The 22,829-nt window shown below is 63.3% G+C and carries 17 protein-coding genes; 7 read left to right on the top strand and 10 right to left on the bottom strand.

What is annotated here, in order from left to right; translation table 11 throughout:
• Nucleotides 1-5 precede the first annotated feature (5 nt).
• Together SMC1_RS09260 and SMC1_RS09255 are read left to right on the top strand one after the other, a co-directional pair.
• Complete coding sequence (locus SMC1_RS09260; RefSeq protein WP_119086489.1) at nt 6-1,061, top strand: ABC transporter ATP-binding protein; 1,056 nt, start codon at nt 6-8, stop codon at nt 1,059-1,061.
• Between the two features lie 23 nt (nt 1,062-1,084).
• Entirely contained in the window at nt 1,085-2,095 is a 1,011-nt protein-coding gene (locus SMC1_RS09255) for a succinylglutamate desuccinylase/aspartoacylase family protein (RefSeq protein WP_165849413.1), read from the top strand.
• A gap of 263 nt (nt 2,096-2,358) precedes the next feature.
• Here the strand turns inward: SMC1_RS09255 and SMC1_RS09250 are convergent, their stop codons facing one another.
• The 3 genes from SMC1_RS09250 to SMC1_RS09240 are packed head-to-tail and all read right to left on the bottom strand — an operon-like array spanning nt 2,359 to nt 6,412.
• The gene (locus tag SMC1_RS09250) at nt 2,359-3,474 is read right to left on the bottom strand and encodes a LacI family DNA-binding transcriptional regulator (protein WP_165849412.1); all 1,116 of its coding nucleotides are present in this window, start codon (nt 3,472-3,474) and stop codon (nt 2,359-2,361) included.
• Between the two features lie 17 nt (nt 3,475-3,491).
• A complete protein-coding gene (locus SMC1_RS09245; RefSeq protein ID WP_119086486.1) occupies nt 3,492-4,997 on the bottom strand; it encodes an FGGY-family carbohydrate kinase in 1,506 nt (501 codons plus the stop codon).
• Nucleotides 4,994-6,412 carry an L-fucose/L-arabinose isomerase family protein gene (locus tag SMC1_RS09240; RefSeq protein ID WP_119086485.1) on the bottom strand — a complete coding sequence of 473 codons (1,419 nt, stop codon included), beginning with the start codon at nt 6,410-6,412 and terminating at the stop codon, nt 4,994-4,996. The genes SMC1_RS09245 and SMC1_RS09240 overlap by 4 nt, the downstream gene beginning before the upstream one ends.
• An 879-nt stretch (nt 6,413-7,291) precedes the next feature.
• Between SMC1_RS09240 and SMC1_RS10925 the strand changes: the two genes are divergently transcribed.
• From SMC1_RS10925 to SMC1_RS09230, 3 genes are all read left to right on the top strand, one after another.
• On the top strand, nt 7,292-7,633 hold the full coding sequence (locus tag SMC1_RS10925; RefSeq protein WP_207799394.1) for a hypothetical protein: 342 nt from the start codon (nt 7,292-7,294) through the stop codon (nt 7,631-7,633).
• Nucleotides 7,634-8,072: 439 nt separating this feature from the next.
• Nucleotides 8,073-8,357, top strand: coding sequence for an integrase core domain-containing protein (locus tag SMC1_RS10920; RefSeq protein ID WP_207799393.1), 285 nt, complete (start codon nt 8,073-8,075; stop codon nt 8,355-8,357).
• Complete coding sequence (locus tag SMC1_RS09230; RefSeq protein WP_119086484.1) at nt 8,354-8,782, top strand: IS1595 family transposase; 429 nt, start codon at nt 8,354-8,356, stop codon at nt 8,780-8,782. The genes SMC1_RS10920 and SMC1_RS09230 overlap by 4 nt, the downstream gene beginning before the upstream one ends.
• A 109-nt stretch (nt 8,783-8,891) precedes the next feature.
• On the opposite strand, the gene SMC1_RS09225 is transcribed toward SMC1_RS09230, so the two are convergent.
• The 4 genes from SMC1_RS09225 to SMC1_RS10745 all read right to left on the bottom strand — a co-directional run bounded on the left by SMC1_RS09225 (nt 8,892) and on the right by SMC1_RS10745 (nt 14,971).
• Entirely contained in the window at nt 8,892-10,550 is a 1,659-nt protein-coding gene (locus SMC1_RS09225) for an ABC transporter substrate-binding protein (protein WP_119086483.1), read from the bottom strand.
• A 383-nt stretch (nt 10,551-10,933) separates the two neighbouring features.
• Nucleotides 10,934-12,211: a histidinol dehydrogenase gene (hisD, locus tag SMC1_RS09220; protein WP_207799392.1), complete on the bottom strand. Its 1,278-nt coding sequence runs from the start codon at nt 12,209-12,211 to the stop codon at nt 10,934-10,936.
• A 222-nt stretch (nt 12,212-12,433) separates the two neighbouring features.
• Entirely contained in the window at nt 12,434-14,086 is a 1,653-nt protein-coding gene (locus SMC1_RS09215; protein ID WP_119086482.1) for a PucR family transcriptional regulator, read from the bottom strand.
• A gap of 642 nt (nt 14,087-14,728) precedes the next feature.
• A complete protein-coding gene (locus SMC1_RS10745) occupies nt 14,729-14,971 on the bottom strand; it encodes a hypothetical protein (RefSeq protein WP_165849409.1) in 243 nt (80 codons plus the stop codon).
• 133 nt (nt 14,972-15,104) lie between these two features.
• Here SMC1_RS10745 and SMC1_RS09210 point away from each other — a divergent pair, with 133 nt between their 5' ends.
• Nucleotides 15,105-15,977 carry an integrase core domain-containing protein gene (locus tag SMC1_RS09210; RefSeq protein WP_207799391.1) on the top strand — a complete coding sequence of 291 codons (873 nt, stop codon included), beginning with the start codon at nt 15,105-15,107 and terminating at the stop codon, nt 15,975-15,977.
• 32 nt (nt 15,978-16,009) lie between these two features.
• Here the strand turns inward: SMC1_RS09210 and SMC1_RS09205 are convergent, their stop codons facing one another.
• From SMC1_RS09205 to SMC1_RS09195, 3 genes are all read right to left on the bottom strand, one after another.
• On the bottom strand, nt 16,010-17,212 hold the full coding sequence (locus SMC1_RS09205) for a hypothetical protein (RefSeq protein WP_119086481.1): 1,203 nt from the start codon (nt 17,210-17,212) through the stop codon (nt 16,010-16,012).
• A gap of 904 nt (nt 17,213-18,116) precedes the next feature.
• Complete coding sequence (locus SMC1_RS09200; RefSeq protein WP_119086480.1) at nt 18,117-19,466, bottom strand: HEPN domain-containing protein; 1,350 nt, start codon at nt 19,464-19,466, stop codon at nt 18,117-18,119.
• Between the two features lie 95 nt (nt 19,467-19,561).
• Nucleotides 19,562-20,818: a tyrosine-type recombinase/integrase gene (locus SMC1_RS09195; protein ID WP_119086479.1), complete on the bottom strand. Its 1,257-nt coding sequence runs from the start codon at nt 20,816-20,818 to the stop codon at nt 19,562-19,564.
• 1,062 nt (nt 20,819-21,880) lie between these two features.
• Here SMC1_RS09195 and SMC1_RS09190 point away from each other — a divergent pair.
• On the top strand, nt 21,881-22,829 hold a 949-nt coding region (locus SMC1_RS09190), incomplete at its 3' end, for a DUF1028 domain-containing protein (RefSeq protein ID WP_119086478.1).

The following is a 22,829-nucleotide window of genomic DNA, read 5'->3' as shown; positions in this document are numbered from 1 at the left end:
GAGACATGTCTGGAATTCAATCTGAGCCCTCAGGAGCGCTACTAGCCGTCCGAAACTTGGTCGTTCAATTCTCAAGCACGCGCGGTTTTTTGGTGCGTCGTCACGTCTCGACCGTTCGAGCAGTGGACGACATCAGCTTCGAGCTTCAGCAGGGCGAGATAATATGTCTTGTGGGAGAGTCGGGGTGTGGCAAGACGACGACAGGTCGTGCAATTGTCGCCCTTGAGCGGCCGGTTTCTGGCTCCATCGTGTTTAAGGGGCTTGAGCTTGTTGGCCTGGGCGCACGCCAGTCACATCGCGTGACTCGGCACATACAGATGGTCTTTCAGGACCCATACTCGAGCCTCAATCCAAGAATGACCGTAGGAGCATCGGTTGCTGAGCCCCTTGTGATTCATCGTGTGGGTTCACCGGAGGATCGACGGCAGCGGGTGGGTGAACTCCTTGACGCCGTGGGTTTGCACCCGGAGTCCAGCGCTCAGCTCCCCCATCAGTTCAGTGGGGGACAGCGACAGCGAATCGCGCTGGCTCGCGCATTGGCCCTCAACCCTGAACTCCTGATACTTGATGAGCCGACTAGCGCGCTGGACGTATCGATCCAGGCCCAGATTCTGAATCTGTTGGCGGACCTCAGGGAGAAGTACTCGCTTACCTATCTGTTCATTTCCCATGACCTGGCAATCGTTCGGTGGCTCGGAGACCGAGTTGTGGTGATGTATCTCGGCCGGATCATGGAGGTCGCGCCGTCGGATGATCTCTTCCAGACCCCGCTTCATCCCTACACAGTCGCTCTCCTCTCGGCTTTGCCGGTCCCCGATCCCACAGTGGAAGATCAGCGCAAGAGGATCGTCTTGGAGGGCGAGGTCCCTAGTGCGGCCAACATCCCTGTCGGCTGCCGCTTTGCGGGACGCTGCTGGCTTTGGCGTGAACTTGGCAGCCCCGAACAGTGTCAGGAGATGGAACCGGAGCTGTCATGTGTGGCAAAGGATCACTTGGTCGCATGTCACTACTCAGGGGAGGCCGCAGTCCGGCCGTTTGGCTTGGATCCATCGGTCGACTAATTCTATTGCCAGGAGGTGGCAAGGTGGCGAGTTTGCAAGAGTCCAAGGTCAACAACGTTCCACTTGTGGTGGGATCGTTGGATGTAGCGCCAGGGACCGTTGGGTTTGGGAGCATTACTTGTGCATGGCTGGCAGACAGCACTCTACTGGAGATTCCGCTGATCGGAGTGAATGGGAGGTACGAGGGACCAAGATTGTGGGTGAACTCCACTATGCACGGGCCGGAAATACCAGGCATTGAGGTGATCCGGCGGGTCCTGCGGGAAGAGATCGACCCACTCCAGCTGCATGGGTCAATTGTTGGCGCACCCATCTTGAGTCCCTTGGCCTATCGAGCTGCGACGTATTTCACTCCCGTCGATGGCCTCAACCTAGCCAGCGTTTTCACCAGGGATATGTCCGACCTTCCAAGTCTCACTCATAGGATGGCTCGCCGCGTCTACGAGGCCGTCAGCGCCTGTGATTACATCATTGATCTGCACGCAAATCCGTCACCGGCCCTGATCTTCACTATGGTCCCTCAGGGCGAGGGTGAAGTGATTCAGAGATCACTTGAGCTGGCGGAAGCCTTCGGCGTGACGACAATCCGTGATCTAGAGAACAAGGGAAACTTGGTGGACAACGCGATCAATGATGGCAAACCTTCTCTCGTGCTCGAACTTACCTCCTGGGAGCACATTGATGAGGATGCAGTCGCAATCGGTGTTGAAGGGCTACTCAATGTGTGCTCCAGACTCGGGATGCTCGATCGTGCCGAGCAGCATATAGAGTTGAAACGCACAGTGGTCGTCAGTGGTGCTCTGACACGCCTCGAGCTCTTCTCTGAGAGAGGCGGAATAGTGTCCTTCACTAAGTCTCGAGGCGAAGAGGTACGTTCGGGTGAGGTCGTGGCGATAATCCGCAACCCGCTTGGCGATGTCGAAGAGGAGCTGCGAAGCCCTGCCGATGGATGGTTGTTGGCGTACCCATTGACACAGAACCAGTCGACATTCACAGGCGAAACTGTGGTGTACATCGCGATCCCACTCCAGTAGGGGCGACTCCAGAATCCCAGAGTGATGATGGGCGATACCGAATCTGGCTGAGTCAAAGGTCGTCAACGAGGCGGGAGACGCGTATCTTGTTAGGCGTGACCTGCCCCAGTCAAGTCGGTCCAGGTCGAAGGCATGGTTTTTGGACCGATGCAAAAGAGGAGCAAGTCATAATGAGGAAGCGCTATCGCCCCTGGGAGATCATTGCAAAGCTGCGCGAAGCCGAGGTCCTGATCGGCCAGGGCCAGAGAACTCCGCACTTTGACTCATTCGCCGGCCAGCTGACTGCCCGTGGCGGGGTTCTCACCGAAGGCTGCCGATGGGTCCGTTGACCGGCCGCCAGGATCGCAGCCGCATGACGCCCGGATCCGAACCTGGGTGTCGAGCACAATCGTTTCAGCAGGAGATTCGTCGCCGTTGAGTCTCTTGAGCAATCGGACCGCAGCGATTCGGCCAACCTCCTCAGCGGGTTGGTCTGCACATGTGAGAAACGGTCTTCCGGCCGTCACTTCAACATCATCGAATGAAACGACAGCAAGATCCTTCGCGACACGAAGATCGAGGTCCAGAGCGGCGTCGATGACTCCAAAGGCGAGGAGGCTGTTCGCGGCGACTATCGCAGTGGGCCTGTCCGGGGCGACAAGCAGAGCGGCGCCCGTCGTCTTGCCAACTTCACGCGTGAACGCCCCGCCCATGATCAGGCGCTCGTCGGGCTCGATTCCATGATCGCGTAGCGCATCTCTATAGCCCCTGATGCGATCGCGGCTTGTCGAGGCTTCAGGCGACCCTCCCACCATCGCAATCCGCCGATGTCCGTGCCCAAGCAAGTGCTGGGTGAGCAGGTATGCTGGTGTTACTGCAGCGCCGACGACAAGATCGGCATCCACGTCCGCAACGCTTCGGTCGATAAGCACCACCGCGATGCCAGCTCTCTGGAGTCGCTGAACCGCCGCGGTCGCCGCATCGCCGGTCGCACCCAGGATCACGCCGTCTACCTGGAGTGCCCCAACAGTCTCGAGAAACGACTTCTCGCGGTGAGGGGCCTCGCCAGAGTTCCCGAGCAGGATGGTGAAACCTGCGTCACGCATTACATCCTCGCAGCCGTGAATCACCTGTGTGAAGAACGGATTAGCGAGGTCGGGAACGAGCAGCGCGACAACGCCCAGTCTGCGGCCAGTCAGCCGTCGCGCCAACTGGCTCGGAACGAATCCAAGCTCCTTGATTGCGGTCTTGACAGCGCGACGAGTCTCATCCGTGACCCGTTTGGACCCATTCACAACACGGGAGACCGTCATTTTGGAGACGCCAGCCCGCTCCGCTACCTGAGCGGCAGTGACCAGACCAGGTAGCGGTCGCGATCTCGTACGCCGCTTCTTGGTCATGTTGGTCACCGGACGCATTAATGCTCGGCAGTATACGCTGCGCCGGGGACATGCTCTTGGATGTCCGCCAGCGCATGCGCGATCTCGCGAGTCGCCGGGTAGAGCTGGCGATAGTGGTCGTAGAGCTCCGCGTACACATCGGCGGCCGCGGGATCGGGCTGGATTATCACGCCAGGTCGCGCCCATAAAGCGTCGTCGCTGACGAGCCCGACGCCTTCGGCGGCGAGGCGGGCATCCCCATAGCTAGCTCCAATCGTCTCTGTCGGAATGCTTTGCTCGAGCCCGCAGACGTCGGAGACTGTCTGCACCCAGAAGCGGCCTTGCGTGCCGCCGCCCACCGCCCGAGCATCAGTGATCTTCACCCCGCCCATTGCCTCCAGGTTGTGACGAACTCCGTACGCAATGCCCTCAATGAGTGCTCGGTAGAGGTGCCCGCGCGTGTGATGCAGGGTCAGCCCAAGAATCGCCCCGCGTGCTCTTGAGTCCAGGATCGGCGTTCGCTCGCCAGCGAAGTAAGGGAGGACGAGGAGCCCGGCGGCGCCCGCAGGAGTCGCGCGCGCCTCATCGAGGAGTTCATCGTAGCCTACGCCCCCAAGGAGTTCTCTAAACCAACCCGCCAGGCTACCGGAGGTTGCCATTCCGGCCGCAAGGGTCAGGGAGCCCGGATCGATACCACGCGTTGTCCAAATTGCCCTTTCCCGGCTGCGCCGCTTAGTGACAGCGACAAGGAACATCGTCGAGCCGTACATGAGCATCAGCTCACCAGGCCGGCGGACGTCGACACTCACCGCCTCCGCCCAAGCGTCAATCGTACCCGCAACGACAGGCGTTCCCTCGCGGATGCCCGTGGCGGACGCGCCCAAGCCCGTGACGGCGCCGACGACCTCGCCGGACCAGGCGAGCCGTGGAAGGGAGACCTCGGGAAGCACGAGTTCGATCCATTCTTCAGCCCAGCCGCACTTGGCCAGGTCGTAGAAAGGATCGCACTGGCTTGCCGAATGATGGTCGAGGATCCATTCCCCGGTGAGACGGGCCACAACGAACGAGCTCGCCATGTACCAGCGACGCATACTTCGCCACACGTCCGGTTCGTTCTTCTTCAGCCAGAGCAACTTCGGGCCGAGAGCTTGGCTGGAGAGCGATGAGCCGCACCGGGCGAAGATCTCGCTGTCCCCAAGCAACTCGGTGAGCTCGGCAGTCTCCTCCTCGGCTCGGCTGTCGACCCCGTACAGGATCGCGGGCCGAAGCGGCTCGTCTGCCGCGTTGCAGGGTACGACGCATGGCCCGATTCCACTGACGCCGAGGGCGGCGATTCTTCCCCGGGCCTGAGGGACGAGCTCGGCGCAAAGAGCGAGGACGTCTCCCCACCAGACTCTCTCGGCGTCGTGCTCGACCCAGCCAGGACGTGGGAAAGTAACGGTGTGCTTGCGCATCGCACGCGCTACGATCTCGCCGTCGGGTGTCGCCAAGACAGCCTTGCTGGAGGCCGTCCCGATGTCGATGCCGAGGAGAAGCTCGGTCAATGCGTGACCCCGAAGCAGTCGCAGTCGACGTCCAAGAGCCCGCAGACCTCACGTAGTGCTGCCACGTGGTCGCCGGGAACGGCGTGAATGTGGTTGGAGCCGTAGCGGCCGATAATCTCCTCCGGCTCCGCCTGAAAACGCGCGAATGCGTGCGGCCAGACGTACGTCGAGGCTCGCATCAGCCGCTCATTTGTCTGCGCGTCAAATTGCTCGATCTGGCCTTTCAGGACATGCATCCGATAGCGGCCGGCGAGCCGCGTGAGGCGAGCGAATGTAAACTCTCCGGGCGCTGCCAGATGGTGGACAGCTGCCCCGCCAGCAGGGAAGTAGAAAATTTGGGGATAGAGGTGGACGTGACGCATGTTCTCCAAGGGGTCATCGCTCCGCGCCGCAAACCACGTCGGGTGCTGACCCGAGTTGCAGAGATCCCAGATGCCAAGGTCACTGTGGTAGTGGCGCATGTCCGCAAAGAGCGCTGGAGTTCCGGACAGGCTAGCCAGGATCCGCATAGTCAGCGCTCCGTCCATGTCGGCCTCTGTCGAGCAGATGAACGGCTTCTTCTCGCCCTCCCAGTCGTAAGGGTCGTTGAGAAAGGCCTCAGCCACGTCCATAGACGCGAAGTGGTCCGTGAGCTCGGGCTGAGCCTTGATCCCGCAGAAACCAAGATTCCACTCGTCGATGAGCGTCCGTATAACGTAGTACGAGCGAATCTGGCGTTCCAGGATGCGGGGCGTGAGCTGCTGTCCGTCGTAGTGGACAGCAGCAGCATGCCGCTCAAGCCACTCGCGGGCTGCTGCCACGCGCGCATCGTCTACCTCGTCTACTCGCCGAACGATCTCCCATTGGTCGATTTCCTCGACGTCGACGCCGAACTGGTTCAGCCAGTCGTCGGAACTCGAAACAGCTGTGTACATCCCCATCGGTCGGCCGCCGATGCGCCCGAAGGTCATGCCACGCAGGGCGGTGACCGCTGCGCCGGCTTGCACGAACGTCTCGACGCGTGCCCAAACGGCGGGGTCTTCGATATCGCCCCAGGCCCGTCCGCACCTACGACCGATCTGGTCAAGAGCTCCGGCGGCGGCCAGCATTCCGACCATGCCTGGGTACTCAGGGTCCGCGTTGGAGAAGAGTAGAAGCGGCCCCTGCAGCTCGCGCGAGGCGAGCATTGTGAAGTGCGGGAAGGCCCACACCGGGATGTTGATTACGGTAAGTGCAGGCCGGGCGTCTGCGATCCTGCGGGCCTCGGAAACTGCAAGTTCGTTGGTCCAGACGATCTCTTCGGCGCGCACCACGGCATGGCCCCCGTGCTCAAGAGCCGCCGCGACCCGATCCTCGACACTCCGTGCGAACGCGGCGACTTCGTGGTGGACGGCTGCGCGGCCGTCGGAGACGGTGAGTAGTCCTACGGTCGACATTCGGGGCTCCGTCCGCCAGTTGCGGCTCGAACGCTGCAAGATGCCCATATGTGCATGTAGGGCACCATCTGCTCTGGATCGCTCGACCTACGATTGGTCGCCTCGTTGCGAATCACGATTGCGCCGTTGGTCATCAGGCGTGCCGTCGGAAGAATCGAGGCGAGATGCCGATAGCGGTAAACACGGCCACGCCAGTGACCTCTGAAACGGGCCGAACCCCTTGACGCCAGTGCCCGTCCAGCACAGCTGCACTGTCGTTCAGCGCACGCAAGGCGCGGTCGTCAGAGATGCCCGCCAGTTGAGCCGCCTCACGAACGCCGGCTGAATTACTCTTGCTGCAGGTCAGGCCGTCGCTGATGCTGACCAGTTCAGCACCTCGGCTTGTGCGTTGGGGTGTCGTGGAGTAACACTTGGGTGCGAAGCCCGTAGTGCACGGACATCGGCGGTGGTCCCGGTATCACGACCCCGGCCTTGCTTCACGAAGATAACCGCGTTCACCACCACACCTACCAGGCCGACATTGTACGTGACGAATAGAAGAGGCAGCAGTTCTCCGACTGTGGCTAATTGATGTCGCAGAAGCTCGCGGTGGGTAATGGGGTCGCATACCGTTCAGGAACCCTCCATCCGAGTTGACGCTCAATCGCCCGCAGTTTCCGGTTAGTTACCGATAACCATGCATGTTCGCACCGTCCGTATCCGGAGTCAAGGTTCGTATTGCCTCGAGAGAAAAGTACTCATAGTTTCGTTGCTTCTCTGAAGAAAGTATTGGGGCGCTGCTGACCTGACCCTGTCGGGTGCAGAAAACCCGATGTCTTCGCTGAGCATGAGCCTCAGGTAGCATCGCCGAGTCTACAAAGCCCTCCGAGGAGGCACCCGATGCTGCTCTCGCTCATCTACTTCGCCCTGCGCCAGCTGCTCCGGGCACTGGCCCCTTACAGTGGCGATGACCGCGCCAGGGAAGTCGAGCTCTTGGTCTTGCGCCACCAGCTGCGGGTGCTCAACCGGCAAAGGCCTCGTCCTGCGCTGCGTCGAGGTGATCGCGTGCTGCTCGCCGCGGCGAGTCGGATGCTGCCGAAAGCGTGCTGGAAGACGTTTCTGGTCTCTCCGGAGACGCTGCTTCGCTGGCACCGGGAGCTGGTCCGCCGCAAGTGGACCTACCGGCAGGGCCGCAAGCCAGGCAGGCCAGCGCCACAGGAGGGGACCGTTCGACTCATCTGAAGGCTGGCCAAGGAGAATCCTCGCTGGGGCTACCAGCGCCTCCGTGGCGAGCTTCTGAAGCTCGGCATCACGGTATCTGCCACCACGGTGGCGAGCATCCTGAAGGCACTCGGGCCTGGGACTTAGCACCGCGTCGCAACGGCCCCTCGTGGGCGGAGTTTCTGAGCGCCCAGGCTCGTGGCATCCTAGCCTGCGACTTCCTGACCGTGGAAACGCTTCGCCTGAAGACCTTCTATGTCTTGTTCGCCATCGAGCTTTCCACGCGGAGGGTTCATCTTCTGGGGGTGACGCTCAACCCGAACTCGGCTTGGATGACCTGAGCAGGCCCGCAACCGCGCCATCGACGGGCGGCTTGCCGACATGCGGTTTCTCCTCCACGACCGGGACGCAGAAATTCTGCGGCCCCTTCGATGAGGTGTTCCACACGGAGGGTGTGCGGGTGATCGAGACTCCGATTCGGGCCTCCAAGGCGAACGCCTTCGCCGAGCGCTGGGTGGAAACGCTGCGACGGGAGTGCTTGGACCATCTGCTGATCCTCGGGCGCCGACACCTCGAAGTGGTGCTGCGGACTTACGTAACGCACTACAACGCCGCGCGTCCGCACCGCGGGATCGGACTCGACTGCCCAGACGGAAGGCGGCCCCTCGGCACGCCGCCCGCGACAATGGTTCGGCGCCGTGATCTCCTCGGCGGGCTGATCCACGAGTACGAGTTGGCGGCGTGATCGAGTTTGTGCACCTCACAGGCCTCGGCCGCGCACACCTGCACGTGATCGAGAACGCCAGCGCCAAGACCCTGACCAACGCCGCCGGCGCGACGATCCAGCTCGGCAGCACCGTCAAGACCGACGGCTGGAGAGCCTACCGGGCGCTGCCCAACGCCGGTTACCTGCACGAGCCGCACGTACAGGCCACGCCGCAGGCCGCCAGCGAGCTGCTGCCCTGGGCGCACATCGTGATCGCCAACTTCAAGCGCTGGCAGCTCGACGTCTTCCATGGCGTCAGCGCCGCCCACCTGCAGTCCTACCTCGACGAGTTCTGTTACCGGCTCAACCGCCGTGAGGTACGGCTCGACCTCTTCCGCCGCATCCTGAACCGCTGCCTGCTGTACACGCCACCGACAACGTACTCCGAGCTGATCGCGACCTGAGTTGAGGGGATGATCAGTCAAGTTTGAACTGCAACGCGGATTGCCCGATCGCACTGCACCCACCGGTGTCTTGAACCCCAGCCCCTTCCGCGGCCTCGACCGAGCGAGGCTATTGTTGCCAGTAGTTTGCCGGGTCGAACTGGTAGATCAGGTGCAGGTAGAAACCGCCCAGGGTCTTCGAGCACATCGTCGTCTCAATGTAAGAGTACAGCGTCGCGTACGGCGCCTGCTCGACGATGTACTTCTGCATGTCGGTGTACTTGGCGATGCGCGCCTGCGGGTCGGTCATCGCCTGCGCCTCGGTGTACATCTTCTCGAGCTCCGGGGTCCACCAGAAGCTCCAGTTCATGCCGCCCGGCACGGCGCTCGCCTTGCTGAACTGCGGCCCGATCCAGTCGGACGGGTCGGGGTAGTCCACCCACCAGCCGGTGCTGCCCATCGTCGACTTGCCGGGCTCGCTCCCGAACGTGTAGTAGGCGTTGTTGCTCATCGTCCGCAGGTCTGCCTGAATGCCGATCGCCGCCAGATCGTTCTGCACCGACTGCATCAGCTTCGGGTCGGGATCGACGTTGTCGGTGTAGAGCTGCGTTTTGAACCCGTTGGGAAAGCCGGCCTCGGTGAGCAACTGCTTCGCCTTGGTGGGGTCGTAGCCGTAGTACTTGACGCCCTCCTGGTAGCCGGGCATGCCCGGTGGATAGATCTGGTAGAGGGCGACCGCCTGCCCGGCCTGGAGCTTGACGAGCTTGTCGCGGTTGATCGCCCACGAGACCGCCTGGCGCACCTTGACGTTGTCGAACGGCTTCAAAAGCACGTCCATGTACAGATAGTTGGTGGCGAGCAGCGGTTGCGAGAAGAGGTACTTGCTCCAGCTCGGGTCGTTCTTGATGCGGACGACGTCCGACGGCGGCACGTTGTCGCCGAGCACGTCGACCTCGCCGCGCTGCAACTTGAGCAGCGCCGTTGACGGGTTGAACGACATCATGTAGTCGATCTCATCCGCCCACACATGATCCGGATCCCAGTAGTTGGGGTTGCGCTTGAGCACGATCTCCTGGCCCGGCGACCAGCTCACGAACATGTACGACCCGGTGCCCAGCGGGTGATGGCCGATGTTCCTGCCCCACTTGTCGACCCACTCTTTGGGGATCACGTCGCAGAACTCCATCGTGACCGCGTTGAGGAAGGAGAGGTCGGGACTGTCGAGCTGGATCTTCACGGTGTACGTGTCGGGCGTCGTGATGCCGGTCACCTCTGTGGCCTTGCCCGAGTTGAAGGCCTTGGCGCCGGTGATGTTCAGGTAGAACGACTGGCCCGGCGGTACCGGTGTCGTCTTGGGGTCGAGCACCCGCTCGATCGTGTACTTGAAGTCCTGAGCCGTGACTTCGCGGCTCACCGGCGGCTGGAACTTGATGCCGTGCTTCAGGTGGAAGGTGTAGGTCAGGCCGTCGGCGCTGATGCCGCCGTTCTGCGTGCTCGGCACCTCGGTGGCGAGGCAGGGGATGAGCTTGGTGCCCTCCACTCCCGGCTTCGGGTTATACTTCAGGAAGCTCTGGAAGATGCAGTGCTCGACGCTCCAGTCGATCAGGTTCCAGGCGATCGCCGGGTCCAGGCTCGAGGGCTCCGAGTAGTACGAGAGCGTGATCGTGCCGCCCTTCTTCGGCGTGCCCGTGGACTGCCCGGCCTTGCCGGTGCTCTTGCTGCCGCAGCCCGTCGCGGTCACCGCGACGACGGCAAGCGCCAGCACGACGACCGACCACGACCTGCGCATGACTCCTCCTCTTTCGTTGTGCCCCCCTGTGGCTCAGAGCTATCTCTCTTAATATGGGGAGCAGGTAGGCTGCGGTCAACGACCAAGATGTGTTGAAGCGCTTGACCTGGCCGCCCAATTTGAGTCCCGTCCGTGAGAAAGGCGGGCGGGATAGAGGATCTGCAGACCTCGCCGGCGGACGCTGCCACTGCTCGCCGCAGAATCCGAGGCGAAGACCCCTTGGACCGCACCAGGGTGGTCGCTCTCCGCCCACACTTCCGTGCTTTCGGTGCGCCGCGTCGCCTCGCTACCCGTCGCCAGAAGAGCAGCGGTGTCCCTCCCAGGGACGAGGGAGATCCACCATGCGCGGCCACATCCGCAAACGCGGCAACGCAGGCTATGGGTCAGCTGGCCGCCAGAAGCTCCAAGCGGATCGTCGCCGCGAAGCGATGGGCATCCATGCCCTCGTAGGCAGCTTGGGTCTCTGCCAACTTGGCAAGCATCAAGGAGGCCCCCGTCTCCACCATCTGGTGCGTGATCACCTTCAGGTAGTTGCCGACCCAGAGTCCACCCGTGTAGCGGGCTGTGCCCCCCGTCGGAAGGATGTGGTTCGTACCGGCCACCTTGTCGGCATAGACCTCTGCGGTCTGCTCACCCAGGAAAAGCGAGCCATAGTTGTGGAGCAAGGGCAGGAGGACGGTTGGCTCCATAGTGTGGACCTCGAGGTGCTCCGGCGCCCACTCGTTGGCGAACCGGACTGCATCCTCGATGGTCTCGACAAGCGCGACCTCGCCATTCGTTTCCCATGACGCTCGTGCGACTACCTCGGTAGTGCGGTCGCGCAGCTGTCGCTCGACTTCATCGAGGGCGGATTCAGCGATCGCCCGCGACGTAGTGACGAGTGCGCAGCGCGCATTCGGATCATGCTCGGCTTGAGCCAAGAGATCTGCGGCCACGAGCTCGGCCTTGGCCGTGTCGTCCGCTATCACAAGACACTCACTCGGCCCCGCGATGAAGTCAATGCCGACCTGGCCGAACACTTGTCGCTTGGCCTCGGCGACGTACTGGTTTCCAGGCCCGACGATCAGGTCGACGGGCTGGAGCGTCTGGGTGCCGAACGCGAGCGCGCCGATGGCTTGGGCGCCGCCGACACAGAGTATCTCGGGAACCTCCATCTTGTAGAGGGTGTAGAGGATCCCCGGGTTGATGCGATTCTCTCTGCCGGGCGGAGAGCACACCACGATCCGTTCCACGCCGGCGACCTTGGCGGGGATCACCGACATGACGGCGGAGGTGAGGCACGGGTATCTGCCGGCCGGGACGTAGCAGCCACAAGACTGGACCGGGACGACGCGCTGACCCATGATCACCCCGGGCAGCATTTCTCTCTCGAACTCGGAGAGGCTCGACCGCTGGGCCTCGGCGAAGGCAGTCACTCGCTCGATGGCGAAATCGAGCTCCTTGACCACGGCCCCGGGGAGAAGGTCTTGCGCGGCTGCCGCCTCTTCGCGGCTGACGAAAAACGTCTCAGGCTCGTAGTCGTCGAACTCCTTCTCGAAGTGCCGCAGGGCCGCGTCGCCCTCGTGTTGCACCCGGCTGAGGATCGTGGTGACCGTCTGCTGTAACTGGCGAATGTCTTGTTCTTTGACGAGTTGGCTTTCCTTCATGAGTTCGTAGTACATTGCGGCCTCTTTCGTTTTTCTCAATGCTAGGTTCGATCGCGGCAAGCGTCACTAATCAGCGTGGGAGAGGCATGCGAGGCTGACCGCCCATGTTGTGTGAAGTAGACGAAGCCGGGCGGCCGAAGGGGTCGCACTCTCGACACCGCCAGGCGTCTCGATTGACTTGCGGCCGCCAGTCCATGCGTGGCCCGCGGGAGCAGCCGCTCCGGGGGCCTGCGCGGCCTAGTGCTGCGCGGCAGACGCCCCCTGGACGATCGCGAGGCTGCGAAGTGCCACATGCAGTCGCACGCGGGTCTCCACGTCGTCCAGATCGCAGCCCAGGATACTTTCGATGCGCTTGAGGCGATCGTAGAGCGATCGGCGCTGCAGGTAGAGCTTTGCCGAGGCCGCGGATTTGGAGCCTCCGCACTCGAGGTACGCACGCAGCGTTGGCAGGAGTCTGCTGCGAGTCGAGGCATCGTGCTGAAGAAGCGGGCCGAGCTCTGACTCCACGTAGCGTGCAAGCTCCGGGCCGTCTCTGAGACTGAAAAGGAGGTGATGGTAGCCGATGTCTTGGAAATGACTGACGCCCTCAGTCCTCGTTAAGCGCCTGTGGCCGAGCGCCTCGTTGGCTTGCGCAAGTGCCCGGTTGATTGACACGTCGCTCACCTCACTTGCGCCGACGAGGACGCGTACAGACGGCGCCTTCTGGGCCACGGCGCTGATGAGATGACCCCCTATCTCATCAATCAGGGTTCTCACGGGGCGCTCCAAGCTGTGCAGACCCACTATCGCCAGAACTTGCTGCCCCTGGAGAGTGGCGAGGCACGTGCACTGCATCGTGCTCGCTGCGCGTCGCAGCTGCTCCAAGAGCCAGCGCGGCGAGACGCGGGATGGCACCTCTTCCGACGGCGAGCATGTTGCCATCTCCGCGACCATAACCACAAGCGACCCGCCCGTGAGATCCGCGCCCAGAGCGCGCGCGCGGGCCAGAATCTCCTCAGTGGATACGATTCTACTCTCGAAGATGTCCGCGAACAGTGCCCCATGAGCTTCGTCGGTCAGGTGTCGCGCGTGCCTCCCCGACAGAAGCGCTATGCCGATGCCTGCGGCCGCTCTGTCCACGGAGAGGTAGTCAATTTCCCCGAGGCGCGAGTTCAGCTCGAGGACGTGTAGGCGGCCGACCCTCTCTCCGTGAAGCAGGATGGGAGACCACACACAGGAGGGGAGTCCCGGCTCTGAAGTGACGTTCGCCGTCGCGCGGTCGCCTTCGCGATGACCCGAACGGGAGTGCTTCTCCCAGCCAGCGAGCCCGAATACCTCGGAGAGATCGCGGGATAGCCTGGCGTGGGCGACGATCTGGTGAGCCGGGTCCTCGAGAACCAGTGGATTCCCGAATGCCTCTGCCAGTCGGTCGAGGATTCGCTCGAGCGTCTCCCCACGCAGAAGCAGGGTGTTCAGCTGCTCACCAACTCGCTCGGCTCTGCGGAGTTGCTCATACTGGCGGCTTACTATCGATGCCTGAACGCGCTCGGTAACGTCCATGAATCGGATCTCGCGATCCAAAGTGACGATGAGCAGGTGGCGCCGCGTGGCCTCTGACGCCATGGCGTCGGGCAGTGTCTTGAAGGCGCGACCAAGTTCGAGGATCAGGGCTGAGACGCTTGCGTCCGCCAAGGCGTTCACGTAGCGACACTGCTCGTCGGGCGTCTGCCCGATGCCGAGGCCCGCCGTGAGAAGGATCTCGCCGCCTTTCAGGAACGAGGCGATGTCGGGAATCTCCGAGTTGTGTGCCCACCTCACGGCACGATCGAGACCCTCGGCATAGGTGGCCACGCGCGCACCCGCCCAGCGCATCACCTCGTAGTCAACAACCTCGCGAACAGTAAGCAACATCGCCAGACCGCTCCCCAGTGGAGTTGCCGAAGAATAGCACACGGGCCGCGACACTGGTTGCGCACTCCAGCTCCAGTCTTCCTCCAGCTCCGTTTCCCGGCACGCTTGGGGACTCCAGGGCTGCGACGCGCGTGACTCGCCTCTGATCGCAGTCACCGGTTCGGAGGTAGCGCGGAGGAATGAACTCGCCAGCGAGGCCCCGTCGCGGCCTCATTGCGCGCTGCAGCTCCAGCGCTGGCGGTAGTGCCAAGACTCACGCGTGTCCGGCCGAGCCGAAAGGGGTGTCCATGCCGACGAACGACTCTGCCCCTCCGCTGTGGTCTGCATTGAATCGCAGCGCTTCGCCATGGCCTGGCTGATTGCGATAGTGACTGGCTCTCTGGCCTCGACTGGCGTCCGCCTGCATGACGATCTCCGCCGGGCAGAGTCTCACCTTGAAGTCGGCCGGCTTCGCAGTCGTGAGGCGCTCGCCTTGGCCCAGTCGGACTCAAGCCTCACGTGCGGCAGTGAGACAGTATCGGCCTCTCGTCGATGAGGGATCCCGTCGGGTACAAATACTCGATCATGTCCCTCCGGACCATCATCGCGAGCACTGCTAGCGCCTAACCAGCCGTGCGTGACAGAATCGCGACCGTGCCCTCCTCACTCCTCTATATGGTGCTTCGTCGACTGCTCGGCATCTTCTCCTCCAAGGATCGCGCCGACGCGCAAGTCCAGCTTGAGAATCTCGTGCTTCGCCACCAGGTGGCGATCCTTCGCCGCCAAGTAAAGCGCGCCGTGTATTCGCGCCGGGACCGCGCGCTGCTGACTGCAGCAAGCCGGATCCTGCCGAGAAACCGCTGGAACACGTTCCTCGTTCGTCCCGAGACGCTGCTTCGCTGGCACAAAGGACTCGTGGCGCGAAAGTGGACACGCCCGCATCGGCGGCCGGGACGCCCGGCGATCGATCCCGAGGTCAGGCGACTGATCCTTCTGATGGCCAAGGAGAACCCGCGGTGGGACTACATGAGGATCAAAGGTGAGCTTCAGAAGCTCGGCATCCGCGTCTCGGCTACCGCCATCGCGATGCTGCTTCGCCGTCACGGGATCGGACCCGCACCCCGCCGCGGCCCGACGTGGCGCCAGTTCTTTAGAGGCGCAGGCTTCAGGCATCATCGCCTGCGATTTCTTCACGATCGAGACGGCGCTTCTCAAGACGCTCTACGTGGGGTTCTTCATCGAGATCGGGACTCGGCGCGTGCACGTCACCGCCGCAACGAGCAACCCGGACTCGGTCTTTGTCGCCCAGCAGGCCCGAAACCTTGCGATGAGCCTTTCTGATGAGGGCGCGAGGATCAAGTTCCTCATCCGCGACCGCGACGCCAAGTTCTCTCGCTCCTTCGATGATGTTTTCGCAACCGAAGGCACTCGGGTGGTCTGCACGCCGATCAGGGCACCGAACGCGAACGCGTTCGCCGAGCGCTGGGTAGCTACGCTTCGCACAGACTGCTTAGACTGGCTGCTGGTCCTTGGCCCCCGGCACCTTGATCGCGTCCTTCGGATCTACGTGGAGCACTACAACCAGAAGCGACCGCATCGAGGACTGCAGCTCTTGGCTCGCGAAAGTGCTGCGCCGGTCGAAGCGGTCGACAGCGTGCCAGACAGATCAGCGGCGAGATCTTCTCGGTGGGCTCATCCACGAGTACAAGAGCGCGGCGTGATCGAGTATTTGCACCCCACGCTCTTCGAGGGTGCGTCGAACGTCCTCAAGACGCTGCTCCATGGCGCGGTAATGCGCGCGCGCCCTTGCTGCTCGACCATGTCGAAGCCCTCGGTGCGGCATCACGGCGGGCGACCCTCAGAGGTGTCAGACGCACCCGCGCGCCCGAATCCTCGTGCCCCAGAACCCTAGCGGACGCCACCGCTCACGTCGCGTTGCTTCTCCTAGCCACCCTGCGCCAGCAGGCCCTCGATGGCGTACTTCAAGATCAGACCCGAGAAGGGCTCGCTGTGGGTGCGCCCCTCGACGGTGAAGGTGTAGGCGCCGCGGTCGAGGCCCAAGAAGACCTCAGTCTTCGCCTTACCCGTCCGGCGGATGGCGATGGCGTCTGAGTAGGCTTCCACTGCGGTCAGCTTGGGGAGGGCCGCCTCCACGGTGCGCCGCGCACCGGCGAAGACGAGCCGTTTGCTGGTCAGGACGAGCTTGCCCCTATCGATCTCCTTAAGCTCTTCATGGCTTTGCGTGCGAAAGGCGCCCGTGCGGAGGGTCAAGCCCTTGGCCACATGCAGACTGGGTCCGCCGTAGTAGCCCGTCGTGACGCTCCTGGGTTCGCGCAGGGTGATGCCGTCACAGACGAAAAGGGCCCGCTCGCCGGCCTTTAAGAGGATAGGCACCTCCTGGCCGCTAGTGATGGGCACGCGGCCCTGGCGCAAGCGGTCAAGCGCCACGTGTAGGTCGAGGTCTGCTTGCTCCTCGTCGGAGTCCCCGCCGCCGGCGATGCGCCGCCACTCACCGACGGAGAGCATCTTGTGCGCGTAGATCTTCCAGGCGGGAAGAGAGGGCCAGTGCGTTTTGTCGAGCTTGAAGCGGGACGCATCGCCCTTGTCTTGGACGAGCGTGGCGCCGCAGACGGGGCAGAGCAGGGCAGGGTGATGCCGCCCGCTCAGGCCCCCCTTGACCGTGGTCGCCTGAAGGCTCGCCTGACGGCAGACCGGACACAGAGAGTCCGCCTGCATTGGCACAGGCTGTAACGAAGGCCCAGCGCCAGAGGCCGGGACCGACGAAGGCGGCGGTTGCTGGGCCGGCGGGCGCACGAGTGGCGCCACCGCGGGCGCCTGGGCTTCGGTCTCAGTGGATACTGCGTCCGCCCCGTGGGCACCAGCCTGCTCGGTGGCGGTACCTGCAGCAGCCGTGTGCGCCGCTGGAGTCGCCGGCCCCGCCGCCACCTGTCGCACCCAATCCCCCAGCTCCGGGCGTGCCCATTGAAGCTGAGCTTGGTCGGCATAGCGAAGGACGTCTGCAGGCGTGACGGGACCTTGCCCCTCAAGAATGAACTGACCGTCCTCGTAGGTGATCGTCTTTCCTGACCAGCCCGTCGAAGCGTTGAAGGTAGCGATTAGGTCGGCCATGGTCCCCCCAGAGAGCATTGGACCAGCCGACTCTACTCCTGCTACTTGACGGAAACTAGGGCGCTAGGACTTGGGTTCCGCTTGGGCACCGGAAGACCGTCAGCGCCTGCCAACGGTCGGCAGCGTTCGTCAGCCGACTGCGACCTGAACCCCTGACATCGGTCCACCCTGAGGTCATGGTTCTCGGGCCGTGAATCGCCGACCAGCTCACGCACGCTCTGTAGCGCTGTATGCCCTGAAGGGCACAGAAACTCTCGACAACGTCGCTGAGCAAGCATTTCCTTCAGGTCTCCTGACCCTCCCAAGAAGGGATTCGCCGGTGGGATTCGCGTTGCTCTACCCGGCCCCGTCGTTGACTCGGGCCTGCGCGCGTCAGAGACCAGCGAAAGAGAACCCGTCGTGGTCAGCTCGACCGCGCCAGTACGACGGACAGACATGCTTGGCGGGCTGATCCACGAGCATGAGCTCGCGGCATCAATGGAGCGGGAGTTTCTGTGTCCTTCAGGCCTGCGACGGCCTTGGCGGCGCCTCCGGCTGAGGCTCTGCGCGCCGACGTGATGCCGACGCGCGTGCGTCGGCGAGTGGCCTTGGGCGAGGCTACTGGCAGGCGGTTCTGCTAGGTGATGCGTATGTGAACGGAAATCGCCGGCTATGAGCCGTTGAAACGACGCGAAGTACCTGCAAAACACCACTTTCGACCGGCGTTCTCAGAACCCATTTCCGGCGACATATGACAACATAATCCGGCCCTCCGCCCCCTCATGACTGCAAAACCTCCACCACCGGTTCGACTCCGGTCGCCGCCTCCAGTAAAAACCCCTGCTAATCGGCACCTTAGCTGTCCGGCCATCTGGGGTTTGTCGCCGAAAGTCACCATTTGCGCCGACATGGGGCTACTCCCAGCCCTCCGTCGCTCGCCGTCCTAGTACCGGTTCTTGTCCCAGGGCTCCAAGAGGGCTGTCTCCCACTGGGGCGGCCAAGTGCCTGCAGAGACCAGTCCGATGGCCTTTGCGAAGCACGAGCGGAGAAGGCTCTCAAGCAGTGGCACGAAGCTGTCGAAGTCCATCACATCGCCCTTCGGAGACCGGACGCGTAGGGTGTCGGCGGTTGCAACGCCGTGCACGAGTCCGCTTCGAGCGTCGTAGGCATCTTTCATGAACAAGTACAGTCGGGGTCCGGTGGAGTCGGCGTCTTCGCAGAACTGTGCGAATCTCATGGCGAGTCGGTACTTCAGCTCGCCGTGTGCTCCTTCCAAGAAGAGAGACTCCGCTGCCGTTACCAGATCGACGAGGCGGTCGTCGGGGCGCGAAGTCTCGCCAGCAAGGACGAAGCGTCGAAGCGCCAGCTCAATCGGATTCCTCGACGGGAGCGACATGTACTCACGGAAGAAGTCCGCGAATGAGTTCCCTTGCGCTGTTCCCAGATGGTAGCCGTCGAGGAACCTGCTCCGCTGGTCGAAAGCAATCGAGAACACGGGGAACTCGTGGAACCATGAGTACCTGAAGACGCCGGGAGAAGCGAAGTCGCCAGCCTGGAAGACCCGGAGCGCCTCGATCACTCTCTGGATTGCGCTGTGGCCCTCAGTCTGAAAGGCGAGTCCCTCTGCACCTGTCGCGTGGACGATGTTCTCGTCGCCAATCGCTCGCGTGAGAGCTCGACGAAACCGCACACCGAATCGAGGAGCAGTCCAACGTCCGTTGAAGCCTTCGAACTCGCAGAATCGAAGCTCGTCTTCGTTCAGCGCGTCGACTTCGACCCCACCCCGTAGCTGCAGCGGCGCTCGTTCTGCATCGAACCCGAAGAGGATGGCCACGAGAGTCTGGTCTACCGTACTTGAACGAAGACGACGTTCCTGCGCCTTGCAGGTGGCATCGAGCTCGTTCTGATCGCAAGCGAATGAGCCAAGGCGCACAGCCATTTGGCGCACGGGATCGTCGGCAACCTCGTTTTGGTCGATGTAGGTTGCCATGCCGCCAGCTGCCAGCCAGTTCCCGACGACGGCTGCGACAGCAGGGTCGGATTCGATGGCCGCAAGCAGCGCGTCGTACTCGGCCAGGTTGTGGAGCTCATCTTCCAGAACTAGCCTGCGGCGGTCCCTAGAGCACTGCTGGCCAGAGGGAGCAGTCCACATGATGCACTCTGGCTTCTCCTCGAGTGCCGCCGGGTCCACCGGAGGGTGTCGACTGTCCAGATGGGCAAGGGCAGCGGGGACGTAGGTCTTGAGGCTCGCGAGAAACCGGCTATCGGTCCCGACGCTCTCTTCCTGTGGCACTGCCCGCCTCCAACCTCGCGTCTCTGCGGATTCTGATAATACATGGGCGTTTGCCCATGAACATCTACATTGACAGTTCAGGCGAGTCCATTTCTCTAGGCCGGAGTCCGGGCGGCCGTCAACACCAGCTCCGCAATCAGTGTCGCCGCCTCTTCCTGCATCGCCGGAATCGCGTGCGAATAGGTGTCGAGCGTGATCGAGATGGTGGCATGCCCGAGCCTCTCGCTGACGACCTTGGGGTGTATCCCGGCCCGCAGCGCTAGCGTCGCGTGCGTGTGGCGCAGATCGTGCAGGCGGATCGTCGGTAGCGCCACGCGTCTCACCGCCTGACGGAAGAAGCGACTGGCGACCTCGGGGTGCCAGGCCTCGCCGTCCTCCTTGGTGAACACGAGGCCAGTGTCGCGCCACGTGCTGCCTTTGCGCTGCTGATCTGAGAGCTGACGCGCGGCCTGGGCGCGCAATACCAGCACCGTCTCGGGGTCGAGCGCGATCGCCCGCCTACCGCGCGCCGTCTTGGGCTCGGAGACGACGACGACCTTGCCGTTGGGGATCAGGGCACGGCGCACGGAGATCCTGCCCGCCTCCAGATCGACGTCCTCCCAACGCAGCCCCAGTGCTTCACCGCGGCGCATGCCGGTCATCGCCAACAGATGCCAAAGACCGCCCAGACGGTCGGAGCGCGTCGCCCCCAGAAAGGCCGCCAGCTGCCTGGCATCCCAGGTCTTCATCTCGTGTGCGCCGGCGCTGCTCACCCGCGGTGGGTCGGCGGCGTCGGCCGGGTTGCGACTGACGCGCTCCCAGCGCACGGCGTCTTTGAGGGCGCGATGCAGGGTGGCGTGGGTGTGACGGATGGAGAGTGCCGAGAGACCGCTCTTGCCGTCACGCTTGCCCGAGACGGCGAGCTTCGCATAGAGGGCGTTGATGGAAGCTCCGGAAAGCTTCTGCATCTGCACGGAGCCGATGTGCGGGCAGATGTGACACTCGACGTGCTGTTTGTAGCTGCGAAAGGTCGACGGCCGGATCGTCGCCTCGATCGCCGGCAGCCACTCGCGGGTCAGGTACTCGCGCAGGCTCAAGTGCGTGGGAGCAACGTAGCTGTGCTCCTCGACGGCGACCAGGGTCTTGTTCATCGCCACCTGGGCTTCCTTGCGGCTGGCAAAGCCGGCCTTGGTCTGGCGACGACGCTCCTCGGTCTCTGCTAGGCGGCCGCCGCAGCGGGGACACTCGGCCTTGGGGCGGCGCTCGACCCAGAAGCGCCGGCGACAGCTCGAGCAGCGCTGGGCGGGGTGGGGGCCGATGTCGATGATGTACTCCCACGAGCCTCGGCTGCGCTTGCGGATGTGACCCTGCATGGCGCTCCCTTCGTGCGTGTGAACGTGGGAACACCATCGCTCTGGTCAACACCTCCAGCAACGAGACCAGGCGCACCGAAAGCACGGAAGATGGGGGAGACGGCGACCACTGTGGTGCGCGGCTGGTCCGCATCGGGTCGGTGCACCGAGAAGACCGCCCGCACACGGCGGACTTTCTCCGGCCAGACACAATCGGGTGACCTCCTACGCTCTCGATCCTATGCGGTTCATCCCCCTCTGTGTGGGGACCACTGGCCTATCCGATATCGGTCCGAGAATCATAACCTCAGTGTGGACCGATTTCAGGGGTGCAGGTCAGTTCTAGCTATGGCCGCATCTCCCCGCCGGTACCCCTGCGCAAACCGCTGGGAGCTTGTGCGAACACCATGATTGAGAATCATGGCACTGATGAGGGCAGCGGGTGTCGGTTGACGATCACGGGTCTCGGGCCGTCAGAGGTCTTGGGCTCGGCCTAGGGCCCGGATCGGCCTGCAAATGCCCCGGCCTGCTGCCGGGATGCTATCGGAGCTCGCTGATACTAGCAGGGGAGTCGAACCTCTGACCTCCGCCGCGCAAAGGCATCGACTACTCTGCCACTGCGCGCCGTGGAGTGCCATTGGGAACGGCCACGAGCGTACGAAACCCGAGGCGAGTCGCGTCGAGTAGCATCGGTAGCCATCGAGTGACATTGCGTTCGTTTGCCGGAGGTTAGCCAGATGAGGGCTGACAAATGGCATTGCGGGCAATGGCAAATGGCTAGGAATGCTGTATCTCTTGCTCCTTGAGAATGAGGATGAAGGTCAGATCAGCGGCTCTAGCCTGGCAATGCGTAGGCGACCAACGACTGCGGATGCCATTTCCCGGCGTTAATCCTGGCCGGACCTTGTTCCCCATGGAAGAGGAGTGCACCCGGCCCATGGGTTCTTGTTCAGTCGAGTCCGAGGCCGAGGGTGACTGGCTGGCAGGCAGCCGGATGGCGTTGGGTCCTGTCCTGGTTAGGAGGAAAGTGCGATAATCGATTGAGTCCGATCAAGACACAAGGCCGGCAAGGGGACTATTAGCGTGAGAAGGATCACGAGCAATCCTGCTCGGCAGGGAACGTACTCCGTCGTGGCACGGAACGCAGGTACCGGCGAGCTCGGCGTCGCCGTCCAGTCGCACTGGTTCTCCGTCGGCGGGCTCGTGCCGTGGGCGAGAGCCGGCGTCGGCGCCGTGGCGAGCCAAGGGGCGGTTGACCCGAGCTACGGCCCCTGCGGCCTCGAGCTACTTGAGCGCGGCGCAACTGCGGAGGAGGCGCTTGCTCAGCTCGTCGCGGCAGACAGCGGCGCCGACGGTCGGCAGGTCGCAATCGTTGACGCGCGCGGGGGTCTCGCCACCCACACAGGTGCCGACTGCATCCCGAACGCAGGCTTCGTCCATGGCGACGGGGTGTCCTGCCAGGCGAACCTAGTCGCCGGCGAAAGCGTTTGGGATGCGATGCTCGAGGCGTTCGACGCTCAAGCCGACGCCCCGCTGGCTGTTCGGATGCTGGCCGCGCTCGAAGCGGGGGAGCTCGCCGGAGGCGATGTCCGCGGGCGTCAGTCCGCCGCGATGCTGATTGTGCCTGCCGTCGGGGAGGCGTGGGAGACGTCGCTGTCGCTGCGCGTCGAGGACCACGCCGAGCCGCTGCGGGAGCTTCGTCGTCTGGTCGGGCTGCACGAAGCCTACGCGGTTGCCGAGCAGGCTGATGAAGCGGGTGCGAACGGACTCTACGACCAGGCGGCTGCGCTCTACCGGCGCGCAAGCGCGATGGCGCCGTCGAACAGCGAGCTGCGGTTCTGGGCCGCGATGGGGGTGGCGCAGGCCGGCGATCCCGACGGTGCGGTGAAGGAGTTGCGTGCTCTAATCGCAACCGAGCCCAGCTGGCACACACTCCTGACCCGCCTGCCCATTGGGATGGTGCCGGCCGCATCCGTCGTGCTCGAACGCCTTGAGGCGTATGGCGGGCCCCCGAGCGGTGCCCTCGGGCCGC

Source organism: Candidatus Cryosericum septentrionale (assembly GCF_003570995.1).
Taxonomy (GTDB): Bacteria; Caldisericota; Caldisericia; order Cryosericales; family Cryosericaceae; genus Cryosericum; species Cryosericum septentrionale.
This window is presented reverse-complemented; position numbering and strand designations above follow the sequence as displayed.